Below are 13,479 nucleotides of genomic sequence, written 5' to 3' on the forward strand. Positions count from 1 at the left end.
AGCTCCTAATGGCTGGAATAGCAGGTGGTGTGGGCGGCGCGGAAGCGGCAGTGCTCGCGCATGCGGCAGATATTGCAGGTGGGGCGGCTCTGGGCGTCGTGGACCTCGCCGTCAAACAGACCGATCACCGCGGTCACGCTCTTGGTGGGCATGAGCAGGCTGGTGGGTGTGACGGTAAGCCCGATGAGCCGCGTGGCGTTGAGTGCAGCCACGATTGAGCGCTGGGCCGTAAGCGGACAGTCGCCGTAGCCGGGGCTAAAGCGCCAGTTGCCAGCGAGTCCGTGTGCCGCGGCCGCAGCCTTGACTTGCTGGTCCATCTGCTCGACAGCGGCTTCTACATAGGCAGAGCATGCGGCGTCGAGCACGGCTCCCTCCAGGGGCTGCTGGGCTCCCGTGGTGCGCAGGCGACGCTCGGCGTCCATGCCGAGGGTGCATGCCATGAGCGCGGCAAAGTGGGCGTCTTTGAGATGGCGATAGATATCGCGACCACGCAGTTCAACGTTGGTGCCAACCAGACGGATACTGGGCTCTCCCTGCTCGTCCACGCCCGTGGCATCGACGGCAAACACGCGGCGCACGCCACGGGGCTCAATGTCCAGTTCCAGGCGCTCAACGACAAGCTCAATACGCTGCGACAGCTCGGGTTCAATCTGCTGGCCGCCGTAGCCCAGGTAGCGCAACATCTCGGCACGATCGACGCGGGGATGGTGGGCGGTATCGATACGATAAAGCGCCGGCGACGCAAGGTCGGCCGGCACTTCGGCAAAAGCTGTATCGATGTGCGGTTTTTCCATTACCCTAGGCGCTCCATAATGGTTGCGGCGATCGCAGGACGATTCATAGTGTACAGGTGCAGACCGGCGGCGCCGTGCTCCTTGAGGTCGCAAAGCTGACGGGCGGCATAATCTACACCGGCTGCCTGCAGGCTCTCGGGATCGTTCTCGTACTTGGCGAGAATCTTGATGACGGGGGAGGGCAGCGATGCGCCGCACATAAAGACCATGCGGCTGATCTGTGACTTGCCCATAAACGGCATGATGCCCGCGGTAATGGGCACGGTGATACCGGCCTTGTCGGCAAGCTCGCGAAAACGGTAGAAGCACTCGTTATCAAAGAAGAGCTGCGTCACAAAGAAGCTCGCGCCGGCGTCCTGTTTTTGCTTGAGGTGTTCGACCGAGACGTTGAGGTCCTCACAGGCAATGTGGCCCTCGGGGTAGGCTGCGGCGCCCACACAAAAGCCGGCGTCGACGAGCTCGGGGATGAGGTCGCGGGCGTAGGCGTAGTCCGAGGCGGGCTTGTCGTCCTCGGTCGCGCCAGCGGGAAGATCACCACGCAGGGCCAGGATGTTTTCAACGCCGGCGGTGCGATACTCGTCGATCTTGGCGGCGATATCGGCGTGCGAGCGGCCCACGCAGGTAAGGTGCGCCACCGAGGGTGTATCGAATTCGCTCGTAATCATATGCGCGATGGGGGCGGTGGTGGCACCGTTGCCCGAGCCGCCGGCCGAGCAGGTGACCGAGACAAAGCTCGGCGAAAGCTTGCACAGATTGCCAGCCACCTCGCGAGCCGTGTCGAGGGTAAGCTCGCCCTTGGGCGGGAACATCTCAAACGAAATGGGCGCGGTGCCCTGGGATGCTGCCTGCTTAAAAACCTCGTCGACGCGCATATCGTGCTCCTCTAGATACGTAATAGTGTGATGTGTTGTAAGGATTCTACAGCACCACTGTGTCACGGTGGAGTTTCACTCGCTATTTGGGGATACCAATCAAAGATGCCCTACTATCGGCATTTCCTATAACAGGGCGGTCAATCTAGGATGGGGCTATAAAGACTGGTATCTGATGCGAAATACCAGTTAATAGAGCCCCATCCCAAATTGACTACCCTTAAACCATGGGGAGAGGTCTGCAATTTATACAGTTGATTGGCTGTTGAGGGCGGCAACGCCGCCGCGATGCGGTAACCTCATTGATTGGTTTCGTGACAGCAACATAACGGTAATGTTGCGGAAACACGACGAGCCTAATCTATGACTCGTTCGTTAGTAATCAACACCGCTTCTCACGCGGTGCCGATACGAAGGGAGTTCCGTATGGCCGAACTTACTGACCGCTTCGGGACCATGGTGTTCTCTGAGGAAGTCATGAAGGACTACCTCCCCAAGGACATTTGGAAGCGCCTTGCTGCAACCCTCGAGGACGGTGAGCCGCTCGACCTGGATGTGGCCAACGCCGTTGCCCACGCCATGAAGGTCTGGGCCATCTCCAAGGGCGCGACGCACTACGCGCACTGGTTCCAGCCGCTTTCGGGCATTACTTCCGAGAAGCACGACAGCTTCCTCGAGCCCAACCACGACGGCACCGCCATTACCAAGTTTACGGGCAAGAACCTCATCCAGGGCGAGCCTGATGCCTCGAGCTTCCCCAACGGCGGCCTGCGTGCCACCTTCGAGGCCCGTGGTTACACCGCTTGGGATCCCACCAGCCCTGCCTTCATTAAGGACGATGTCCTGTGCATCCCCACGGCTTTCTGCTCCTACACGGGCGAGGCCCTGGACAAGAAGACCCCGCTGCTGCGCTCCATGACCGCGCTCTCGCGTGAGTCCAAGCGCGTTCTGGCGCTGTTTGGCAAGACCCCCAAGAAGGTCGTTCCTTCCGTGGGCGATGAGCAGGAGTACTTCCTGATCAAGAAGGACGCTTACCGCAAGCGCAGGGACCTGGTCATCACCGGTCGCACCCTCTTTGGTGCTGCTCCCTGCAAGGGCCAGGAGCTCGAGGAGCACTACTTTGGCGCTATCCGCCCCACCGTCTCGGCCTATATGAAGGACCTGGACGATGAGCTGTGGGCGCTCGGCATTCCCGCCAAGACCAAACACAACGAGGTCGCTCCCTGCCAGCATGAGCTCGCCCCTGTCTACGGCGAGGTCAACGAGGCCATCGACCAGAACCTGGTCATGATGGAGAAGATGAAGCTCATCGCCTCCCGCCACGACTTGGTCTGCCTGCTGCACGAGAAGCCCTTCGAGGGCATCAACGGTTCGGGCAAGCACAACAACTGGTCGCTTGGCACCGAGTCCGAGAATTTGCTCGATCCGGGCGACACCCCGCTCGACAACCTGCAGTTCATCGTCTTCCTCACCGCGGTGATCGAGGCCGTCGATAACTATCAGGAGCTCCTGCGTGCCTCCGTTGCCTCGGCCGGCAACGATCATCGTCTGGGCGCCAACGAGGCTCCTCCGGCGATTATGTCCATCTTCCTGGGCGACCAGCTTACCGAGGTCGTCGAGAAGATCATCGATGGCAAGGCTTCCGTCCATGCCACGCGCGGCGTGCTCGACCTGGGCGCCGATACTCTGCCCAAGCTGATGCAGGACAACACCGACCGCAACCGCACCTCCCCGTTCGCCTTCACCGGCAACAAGTTTGAGTTCCGTGCCTGCGGCTCCGAGCAGAACGTCTCCGATTCCAACCTGGTGCTCGATGCCGCCGTGGCCAAGTCGCTCAAGTCCTTCGCCGACGCACTCGAGGGTACGCCCGAGGATAAGTTCCAGGACGCCGCGCTCGAGTACTGCAAGAAGGTGCTGACCGATCACCAGCGCATCCTGTTCTCCGGCGACGGTTACTCCGACGAGTGGCCCATCGAGGCCGAGAAGCGCGGCCTTGCCAACAACAAGACCACGGCCGACGCTCTTCCCGCCTTTGTTTCCGATAAGGCTATCGCGCTCTTTGAGGAGACGGGCGTCCTGACCAAGGCCGAGGCTCAGTGCCGCTATGACTGCAAGCTCGAGAAGTACAACAAGCTCATGAACATCGAGGCTACCACGATGGTTCGCGAGGCGCGTCGTACCTATCGTCCGGTCATTACCGCCTATGCCACCAAGGTCGCTAAGGGCCTTGAGACTATTCGTGCCGCCGGCGCCGAGGCCGCCATGCAGTGCGAGCAGAACACGCTCAACAAGCTCTGCAACGGTATCACCGCCATCAACGACTCCATCAAGGCGCTCGACGCCGTGCATCAGAAGGCCGAGGCCCTCGATGGCCAGGAGCAGGCCAACGTGTATGCACACGAGGTCGTTCCCGCTATGGATACGCTGCGTGCCGCCGTGGATGCCATGGAGGAGATCGTGGCCGCCGACTACTGGCCGGTCCCGACCTACGACGACATTCTGTTCTACGTGTAGAGCGTAACCGACATATCGTCATGGTATTGAGCCGGGGTCCGCATCGCGCGGGCCCCGGCTTTTTGTTCGCGAAGGACGATTTGGAGTCCGTTTTGCAACTGATTTGCCAACGCAATAAGGGGTCGTGGGCAAATAACGTCAAATATGAGTACTGTCACTAAACTACTGCCATCTCGAAATGGCAGTTTTTGCCGAGTTAGACCACATATGTCCAGGTATATAGCTGAGGTTTGGCTCAATCTGGGCACCAGGTTGTTGATTTGACATCTGATTCACCATCAAAAAGGCCGAATTCGCTGTTACTAAATCGGTAACAGTACTCATATTTGCCATTTTTTGCACACGGTCCATCGGCAGATGCCGGAATCCGCACCTGTCGGGTTCGAATCCCGACGTATGGGTAGCAAAAAGCCCGCCACCGCGGAGGGTAACGGGCTTCTCGATTTAAATGGTGCCCCCAGCGGGATTCGAACCCGCGATATCCACCTTGAAAGGGTGGCGTCCTTGGCCGCTAGACGATGGGGACAGCGGGAAAGAGTATAGCAGACTTTTTTGCCGGCGCGTATATCGTTGGCAAACTGGAAAACCACCACACAGGAGCGGGCTTCTATCCCGATTTTCAAATATCTCAATCTGTAACATCTAAGCGGATAAATCGGCTCTACCTGTTACAGATCGAGACAAACGACGGACGTCGGGACGAACATCTCAATCTGTAACAGTACGACGACTTTTAACGGTCTACCTGTTACAGATCGAGACAAACTACCGTGGCGGGTCGAAACCACCACAAAGGTGCCTGTCCCCTTTGTGGTGGTTAGGGGAGGAGCTTCATGGCGGCGTCGTGGGCGGCGTGCTCGTAGGTGTCGTCGAGGGGTTTGAGCGGCAGCAGGGCTGTGGCCTGCGCATCGCCGCGGCGCTCGAGGGCGTGGGTAATGAGCCAGTCGGCAAGCTCGGGGTTCTTGGGCAGTGCCGGTCCGTGTAGATACGTGCCGATGACGCCCTTGTAGATGAGGCCCTCAAAACCATCGTCGCCGTTGTTGCCGGTGCCCGCGACGACGGATGTTCCGAGCGGCGTGGCCTCTGTATCGAGCAGGGTGCGGCCGCCATGGTTCTCGAATCCCACAAAGGGCTCGGGTGCCAGGTCGGTCTTAACGGCGACGTTGCCGATCAGGCGGTCGGAGCCGCGTACGGTTTCGGCGGCAATGACGCCCAGACCCTCGATGCGGTCCTCGCCCATATAGTACGAACGGCCGAGCAGCTGATAGCCGCCACAGATGGCAAGCAGTGCGCCGCCATCCTCAACATAGGCCGCAACCTTGTCTTTTTGAGCGAGCAACTCGTGCGCCACAGCCAGCTGGTCGCGATCGGAGCCGCCGCCCATCATGACGATATCGGCATCATGCAGATCGAGCACCTCGCCCATACGGACCTCGTCCACGCGAACGGGGATGCCGCGCCAGGCGCAGCGGCGCTCGAGGGCAATGACGTTGCCGCCGTCGGCATAGAGGTTGAGGGCATCGGGGTACAGATAGACGATGCGCAGCGGGCGCGAAAGCTCGACCGGCGCAATATCGGTGGGGACAGCGCTGCCATCGGCGCGCGTTACGGCGTGGGAGGCTACCGAGTTCGTATCGGTGCCTTTGAGTCCGTCGAGTTCCTTGACCAGCGGCGGAAAGGCCGTGTAGTTGGCGACGGCATAGAAAGTGTCGCCGGCGGCCTCGTCTGCCACGGCACCAATCGCCTGCTCGACATTCGAGATAATCGTGGCATCGATGCCGGCGTACTTGAGGCGCACCTGCATGTCGTGCGCACGCGTGCCGCCGGCAAAGGCGACAAGACCCGGCGTGTCGGCGATGCGCTCGAAGTCGACGTCGTAGATCCACGATACATCGTGGCCGTCGGCGTCGTTGTCGTTGAGGAAGAAGGCACAGAGCCTGCCGCCTGCCGTTTTAATGGACTGAATCTGACGATCGAAGCCCACGGGATTCTTGGCCAGGTTTGCCTCGACGGTGCGGCTGGCAATGTTCCAGCGGCCCATGCGTCCGCCGGCGGGGACGTAGGCATCGAGCGTGGGCTGCAGATGCGCCGCGTCCACGCCCAGCTCGCGCGCCGCAAAGAAGGCGGCGGCAACGTTATAGACCATGTACAGGCCGTTGTAGCGTGTGGCGATGTGTGCAGCAGCAGCGTCGGGCGCAGGTCCAAAGACCAGGTCAAAGCCGTAGCCGTCGCAGCCGAGTTCCACGCCCGTCACGCGACGGACCAGCGCGGGACGCTCCCATCCGCACGAAGAGCAATGATAGGCTCCGAGCTGGCCGTACTGCACATAGTCGTACTCCAACGGTGCGTTGCACTGTGAGCAAAAACGCGAGTCACTAATGCGATCGGACTCGGTGTCCGTGGCGCCGTCGATGCCAAAGGCGATGCTTGCATTGGGAACGCGCGCGGCGATCGCGGCACACAGCGGGTCGTCTGCGTTGTAAATGAGCGTCGTTGCCGGCGAAAGCTCCAGCGCGTGGGCGATGACGCCCTGGGTGTGGTCGATCTCGCCGTAGCGGTCCAGCTGGTCACGGAACAGGTTGAGCAGCACAAAGTAGGTCGGCTTGAGCTTGGGCAGCACACGTACGGTGTAGAGCTCGTCGCACTCAAAGACGCCCACGCGCTTGCCGCTGTTGGTGTGCTTAAGGCCGCTGCGGGCCTCGAGTAGAGCGCCTACCACACCAGGCTCCATGTTGTTGCCGGCGCGGTTGCATACCACGGTAGCACCGCTGGCGGCAACGGCGTCGGCGATGAGGTTGGAGGTGGTGGTCTTGCCGTTGGTGCCGGTGATCACTACGCTGCGGTCGACCAGGCCCGCGAGGTCGCTCAGCAACTCGGGGTCGATCTTCATGGCGATGCGGCCGGGGAGTACGCCGCCCTGGCGTTTGAGGACAGAGCGCAGTCCCCAGCGGGCAATATCGCTCGAGGTGCAGGCAAGAGATGAGCGGAGGTTCATGAAGCCGTTCCTAACATAGATGACATGGTCGGGGCGATCGCGTCGCTAAAAGCCGTAGCGGCGCGCAAAATCCTGGGCAAGCTGCGATACATCTTCGCAGGCGTTGGCCCAGGGGGCAAAGTCGGGGGTGTCCGAGATAATGCCGTCGGCTTCCCAAACCGCCTGGTGCGAGAGGTCCCAGGGGTCGCGCGGCTCGGGTCGGCAGGGAAGATACGGCGTCTGGTACATGGGGTTCAGCAAGAAGAACGCGCCGCCCTCGCAACGGTTAGCGAACTCACGCAGCGCGCGCGTCGCCGGGCGCATCTTGTTTGTTTTAAACAGCAGAATCGTGCGGGCGAGCAGGTACCAAGGAGAGTTTTCGAGTGCGTCTGCCCCCATCTGTTCCTCGAGCTGATGAGCCAGGGCAAAAAAGCCGTCCTGGTCTTCCAGGCGAGCGAGGGCGAGCAACACGGTGCCGGCGGCCCGAGTGGGATAGCCTTCTGCTTTAAGGACGCGGCGAGCGTAGTTGGCAGCAGCACGGTAGCGGGCGCTCGCCATGCACAGCTGCGAGATGGCCTCGAGCGTGTGGAGCCACCCGATAAGCGCCGGCTCGCTTACGGTGAGGTCTGCCGCGGTGACACCGTCGGCCAAAACATTATTGGCCCAATAGTGCGGGGCCTCCATATCAAACCCGGGCACGCTCTGTTGCAGGTAGTCGGCCGTGCTCGCCTCGAGCTTCATCAGGTCGCCCAGGCAGGCGTCAACGGGCGTGTCGGCCAGGATGATGGCGAGCAGCTGCGCGTCGACGGCCAGTGAATCGACGCGGACGATCTTGAGCAGCTCATCGCGCATGTCGTCGAACAGACGATTGCGCGTCTGCTCGAACTCCTCGTCGCTGCCCATGTCCTCGATGCGATGGAGCTCGTCGAGCAGGTGACGATGAACACCGGCATAGGACAGCAGCGCCCGGGCATGCTCGGACTGCGCATACTTTTGGGGATTCGCGCTAATGTCGTTATGGACAAGCTCGCGTGCTGCATCGGTGAGCTCGGGGTGCGACGCCAGATAGGTGCGCTCCAGGTAGGCGGGGATGTAGACGCTCGGATCCATTAGAGGTCTCCTCCCTTAAACGGCAAGCCCTGCTCGGCCGCCCGCAGTATGCGCTCGTCGATCTGGGAGCGCACGATGTCGTTGGTGGCGACCCAGGCGGCAAAGCTGGCGTTGTCGGGTGCGCCCAGGCCCTCCTGCAGTACCGGCGTCGCCTCGGAGAGTGCAAGGACGAGCTCGTCGGTGGAGCCTGCACCCACGTTGACGCGGGCATAGACGCCATCGGGAAACTCGGTTTGGAAGTAGAGCGCCTCGGCTGCGTGCGGGCACGAGCGCGCAAGGATGCGCAGGTAGTGTTCGGCGCCCTCGTAATCCAGCTCGCGCCAGGCAGCGCTCATCAGCGCGATGAGCGTCCACGGGTCCAAGTCGCGTTCTGCATCCTTGGGACGACGGCGCAGCGGCGTGTTGGCGAGATAGGGGACGGAGTGGGCAGAGCGAAAGCGCTTGAGCTCCTCAGCGGGGTATTCGAGCTTTGCCATGGCGAGCATTGCGGTGTGGCGGACGCCGGCGGGGTCGTTGGGCGCAAAGTCCAGGCTGCGATTCGCGGCATCCAGCGACATGCGGTAGCGGCCGCTAATGAGCGCGCGCGATGCCAAGGCGGCAAGCCAGCGCAGGTAGGGACGGCGGGTCAGGTCGCCTGCGGCCTCGCGCTCGTAGGGGTCCTGCGCCGAGGCAATCTTGAGCGCCAGATCGTGCTCCACCTCGTCGCACTTGGACACCAGATATTGCACGTATTCCTCGTTAGATTCGGCGGTGAGCGCGCACAGCATCCGCTGGGCATCCCAGTTGGCCGGATCGAGCGCGGCTGCCTCGCGGAGCATGTTCTCGGCTGCGGCTTCTTCTTGCTCTGCCTGGGCGTCGTCGGGGATAAAGGGAATGCGGTAGTCGACAGCCTCGACCACCTTGGCAATGAGGTGCCCAGCTCGGTCGCGATCGTGCACGATGAGCGGCGCGGGGTTACGGGTGAATTGTTCCATCAGACGCTCTACGGCGGGGCCGTCGGTGAGCGGGATATTGTCGCGGCGCAAGGCCTCAAGAACGAGGCGATGGCAATCCTCTTGAATGGGGTCGAATGCCATGGGGCCTCCTTTGCTGCGGTTAGGGTTCAAATATCTCTATATAAGGTTCTAGTTTACCCGCATGTGGCACACCGGGGGTGCTGCACTTGGACATGCACCTTTGCACCACGAAGACGGATGTCGCACAAATGTCGGCACCCTGGACGACCGAGTGGTATCACGGTGCCGCAAACGGTCGATTTTTGGCGGCGAACGGGACGCATTTTGGAGGGGCACAGTCCTGCCCGGGATATGTGGTCAACCTTGATAAAACGTTTGCCCAGCTTGGGAGTATGAATGCCCCACAAGGGTCTTCAGGAATAGAAAAAACGTTTCATCATTGTTGGCTTTAGGTGAATAACTGACCAACCAGAACGGTAAAATAGTGTTTGTCTGAGCGTTGAGACGTTTAGACATCGCGCATTGTCGTCGCCGGCAACGCGCAAACGGTCCTAACGGAGCCAATCGGGTGCTCCGTTATATACGCAAGTCTAAGAGGGGCTTGTTTAGGAGGCACAGTATGGGACGTTTTACCAATCCTCGCGATCTGTACTTTGGTGAGGGCGCTCGCCACGAGGTGAAGAACCTCAAGGGCAAGAAGGCCATCATCGTTTCTGGCGGCAGCTCTATGCGCCGCGGCGGGTTCTTGCAGGACGTTGAGGCCGACCTTAAGGAAGGCGGTTTCGAGGTCAAGCTGTTCGAGGGCGTCGAGTCCGATCCGTCCATCGAGACGGTCATGAAGGGCGCCGAGGCCATGCGCGAGTTCGAGCCCGACTGGATTATCGCCATCGGCGGCGGCTCGCCCATCGATGCCGCTAAGGCCATGTGGGTCTTCTACGAGTATCCCGAGGAGTCCTTCGACAACATCATCCAGCCGTTCAGCTTCCCCGAGCTGCGTCAGAAGGCTCATTTCTGCGCCATTTCCTCCACCTCCGGTACCGCTACCGAGGTCACTGCCTTCTCCGTCATCACCGACTACGCCAAGGGCATCAAGTACCCGCTGGCCGACTTCAACATCACCCCTGATGTCGCCATCGTCGACCCCGAGCTCACCTACACCATGCCCGCCAAGCTGTGCGCTCACACCGGCATGGACGCTCTGACCCACTGCATGGAGGCCTACGTTTCCACCTTCGCCTCTATGTTCACCGACGCCAACGCCCTGCACGGCATCCGCGAGATCGTCGAGTGGCTGCCCAAGTCCTATGCTGGCGACCATGAGGCCCGTCAGCACATGCATGAGGCTCAGTGCATCGCCGGTATCGCCTTCTCCTCGGGCCTGCTGGGCATCGTTCACTCCATGGCTCACAAGACCGGTGCTGCCTTCGAGAACGGCCACATCATCCACGGTGCCGCTAACGCCATGTACCTGGGCAAGGTCATCCAGTGGAACTCCAAGGACCCGCGTGCTGCCGAGCGTTACGCTTACGTGGCCAAGGAGATCCTGCACCTTCCCGGCGAGACCAACGAGGAGCTCATCGCCGCGCTCGTCCAGAAGATTCGCGACCTCAACGACCAGCTCAACATTCCGCAGTCCATCAAGGATTACGCGAATGGTGGCGTGAAGGTCGACGCCGAGAACCCGCAGATGGTCTCCGAGGAGGAGTTCCTCGCCAAGCTGCCCGAGATCGCCGCGAACGCCGAGCAGGACGCCTGCACGCCCGAGAACCCGCGTGAGACCAAGGCTGCCGACTTCGAGAAGATTCTCAAGGCCTGCTACTACGACACCGACATCGATTTCTAATCGACTCTTGTTATCGTAACGAGGGGCTCCGCACGTATCTGTACGGAGCCCCTTTCTTTTTTCTTTTAGAGAATGGGATAGTTATGGCTGCAATTTTCAATAGCCCCAGCAAGTACATCCAGGGTCCGGACGAGCTCGCCAAGCTCGGCTCCTATGTCGAGCCGCTCGGCGCTAAGGCCCTCGTCATCGTGACGCCTTCGGGCAAGAAGCGCGTCGGTGCTAAGATCGAGGGCGGTTTTGCCGAGGCTAAGGCCGAGCTGCTGTTTGAGGACTTTAACGGCGAGTGCTCCAAGGGCGAGGTCGATCGCCTAGTTGCGCTCGCTCGCGACAACGGTTGCGACATCATCGTCGGCGTCGGTGGCGGCAAGATCCTCGACACCGCGAAGGCCGTCGCCTATTACCTGGAGTCCCCGGTTATCATTTGCCCCACCATTGCTTCGACCGATGCCCCGTGTTCGGCACTTTCGGTGCTCTACACCGACGATGGCCAGTTCGATAAATATCTCTTCCTTAAGGCAAACCCCAACATTGTCCTGATGGATACGACGGTTATCGCGGCGAGCCCGGTGCGCCTGACGGTTTCCGGTATGGGCGATGCGCTCGCAACCTACTTTGAGGCCCAGGCGACGCATGATGCCGACGGTGGCACTTGCGCCGGCGGTAAGGGCGGCATGGCCGGCCTGGCGCTCGCCAAGCTCTGCTACGAGACGCTTATGGCCGATGGCGTCAAGGCCAAGGTCGCGCTGGAGAAGGGTGCGCTCACGCCTGCCGTCGAGCATATCATCGAGGCCAACACGCTGCTTTCGGGCATTGGCTTTGAGAGCTCGGGCCTTGCTGCTGCTCATGCCATCCACAATGGCCTGACGATGCTGCCCGAGTGCCACGGCATGTATCACGGCGAGAAGGTCGCCTTTGGCACCATCGTTCAGCTGGTACTCGAGGATGCTCCGACTGAGAAACTCGAGGAAGTCTTGGGCTTCTGCATTGAGCTGGGCCTGCCGGTCACGATGAAGGAACTTGGCGTTGCCGAGCTTACGCGCGAGCAGGCCATGATTGTTGCCGAGGCCGCCTGCGCGCCCGATGACACCATGTGCAATATGCCGTTTGAGGTGACGCCCGAGATGGTCGCAAACGCCATCCTGGGTGCCGACGCGCTGGGACACTACTATCTCATAGATGAGTAAATCAAGCTAAGGAAGGGGCAAAGCCAGCAGACGGCTTTGCCCCTTTTTGCTATGGTGCAAACTAGCCTGACCCCATCGCACCAAGTTGGTGCAAAGGGGGCAGGTTACTTTGCACCAATCGTTGTTTGATGAAGGGCGGATTCTCGTATGGCGCTTCCTATGGTTTATGGCGGTCCCGGCCGGTATGTTCAGGGGCCGGGTGAACTTTCGCGTCAGGGCAGGTATTTGTCATGGTTGGGCTGCGCTGCCTATGTCTTGTTTGACCAGGGCACCGAGGATCGGCTGTGCAGGCAGATCGTCGATGGATTTCTGGACGAAGATCTAAGCGAGCCGTTCTTTAAGATTTATGACGGTCCGTGTACGGAAGAGGCCGTTGTCGAAATGGCTAAGGAAGCCCAGGCTGAGTATTGCGACATGGTGGTGGGTATTGGCGGCGGCAAGATGCTCGATATCGCCAAGGCCGTTGCGTTTTATGCCGAGTTGCCGTTGTGCGTATGCCCCACGGCGGCTTCGATGGACGGTCCGTGCAGCGCGATTTCGGTGTTGTATCACGAGGATGGATCGTTCGACCGCTATCTGATGCTCGAGAAGAATCCAGACCTAGTTGTGGTCGACACCAACGTGCTCGCGGCAGCCCCGCTGCGTATGACGGTCGCCGGCATGGGCGACGCGCTGGCAACGTACTTCGAGGCACGTTCGTGCGCCGCGGCGCATGGCGCCAACGAGCATGGTGGCGCGCCGGGACACTTGGCCTTGGTTGCGGCTCGTGCCTGCTATGACACGCTTATGGAGTGCGGCGTCGCTGCCAAGCGCGATCTCAAGAAGGGGCGTATATCGCCGGCGGTTGAGCGTCTGATCGAGTGCAATATTCTGCTCTCGGGCGTCGGCTTTGAGAGCGGTGGCTTGGCGTTGGCACATGCCATCGCCAACGGTCTGATGATTCTGCCCGAGTGCAAGGCCATGCACGGCGAGGCCGTGGCGTTTGGCCTGGTGGTCCAGCTGCGCCTGGAGCGTGCGCCCGAGCTTGATCAGGTGCTCGAGTTTTGCCAGCGCGTCGGTCTGCCGACGACGCTCGAGGAGCTGGGCCTTGGTGAGATTTCCGATGCCGATTTGCTGAGCGTTGCGGACGCAACTTTTAAGAACGAGCGTAACATGGCCAACGAGCAGGCCAAGGTGACCAAACAAAAGCTCATGCAGCTCATGTGCGAGGCATAGTTTGGCACTTGATTGAC

General features: G+C 60.7%; 9 protein-coding genes and 1 tRNA gene. 4 read left to right on the plus strand and 6 right to left on the minus strand.

Translation table 11 applies throughout. From position 1 onward, the window contains the following. Nucleotides 1–5 precede the first annotated feature (5 nt). The gene (locus DWX39_RS07550) at nucleotides 6–794 is read right to left on the minus strand and encodes a hypothetical protein (RefSeq protein ID WP_117759146.1); all 789 of its coding nucleotides are present in this window, start codon (nucleotides 792–794) and stop codon (nucleotides 6–8) included. After that, nucleotides 794–1,666, minus strand: coding sequence for a methylenetetrahydrofolate reductase (locus tag DWX39_RS07555; protein WP_117759148.1), 873 nt, complete (start codon nucleotides 1,664–1,666; stop codon nucleotides 794–796). Before DWX39_RS07555 ends, DWX39_RS07550 begins: the two co-directional genes overlap by 1 nt. Before the next feature lie 426 nt (nucleotides 1,667–2,092). On the opposite strand from DWX39_RS07555, the gene DWX39_RS07560 reads away from it, so the two are divergent. Further along, nucleotides 2,093–4,180, plus strand: coding sequence for a glutamine synthetase III (locus tag DWX39_RS07560; protein ID WP_117645902.1), 2,088 nt, complete (start codon nucleotides 2,093–2,095; stop codon nucleotides 4,178–4,180). Between the two features lie 449 nt (nucleotides 4,181–4,629). On the opposite strand, the gene DWX39_RS07565 is transcribed toward DWX39_RS07560, so the two are convergent. From DWX39_RS07565 to DWX39_RS07580, 4 genes are all read right to left on the minus strand, one after another. Beyond that, a tRNA-Glu gene (locus tag DWX39_RS07565) sits at nucleotides 4,630–4,706 on the minus strand. Nucleotides 4,707–4,997: 291 nt separating this feature from the next. After that, nucleotides 4,998–7,175 (minus strand): MurT ligase domain-containing protein, encoded by a 2,178-nt coding sequence (locus DWX39_RS07570; protein WP_117759150.1) that lies wholly within the window; start codon nucleotides 7,173–7,175, stop codon nucleotides 4,998–5,000. Between the two features lie 45 nt (nucleotides 7,176–7,220). Next, nucleotides 7,221–8,264, minus strand: coding sequence for a hypothetical protein (locus DWX39_RS07575; protein ID WP_117759152.1), 1,044 nt, complete (start codon nucleotides 8,262–8,264; stop codon nucleotides 7,221–7,223). Beyond that, the gene (locus tag DWX39_RS07580) at nucleotides 8,264–9,340 is read right to left on the minus strand and encodes a hypothetical protein (RefSeq protein WP_117759154.1); all 1,077 of its coding nucleotides are present in this window, start codon (nucleotides 9,338–9,340) and stop codon (nucleotides 8,264–8,266) included. Before DWX39_RS07580 ends, DWX39_RS07575 begins: the two co-directional genes overlap by 1 nt. A 499-nt stretch (nucleotides 9,341–9,839) precedes the next feature. Between DWX39_RS07580 and DWX39_RS07585 the strand changes: the two genes are divergently transcribed. The 3 genes from DWX39_RS07585 to DWX39_RS07595 all read left to right on the plus strand — a co-directional run bounded on the left by DWX39_RS07585 (nucleotide 9,840) and on the right by DWX39_RS07595 (nucleotide 13,462). After that, nucleotides 9,840–11,063: an iron-containing alcohol dehydrogenase gene (locus DWX39_RS07585; protein ID WP_055251037.1), complete on the plus strand. Its 1,224-nt coding sequence runs from the start codon at nucleotides 9,840–9,842 to the stop codon at nucleotides 11,061–11,063. An 83-nt stretch (nucleotides 11,064–11,146) separates the two neighbouring features. Beyond that, the gene (locus tag DWX39_RS07590; protein WP_117759156.1) at nucleotides 11,147–12,247 is read left to right on the plus strand and encodes a glycerol dehydrogenase; all 1,101 of its coding nucleotides are present in this window, start codon (nucleotides 11,147–11,149) and stop codon (nucleotides 12,245–12,247) included. Nucleotides 12,248–12,394: 147 nt separating this feature from the next. Further along, nucleotides 12,395–13,462 (plus strand): glycerol dehydrogenase, encoded by a 1,068-nt coding sequence (locus DWX39_RS07595; protein ID WP_117759158.1) that lies wholly within the window; start codon nucleotides 12,395–12,397, stop codon nucleotides 13,460–13,462. Nucleotides 13,463–13,479 lie beyond the last annotated feature (17 nt).

Source organism: Collinsella sp. AF19-1LB (assembly GCF_003459655.1).
Lineage (GTDB): Bacteria > Actinomycetota > Coriobacteriia > Coriobacteriales > Coriobacteriaceae > Collinsella.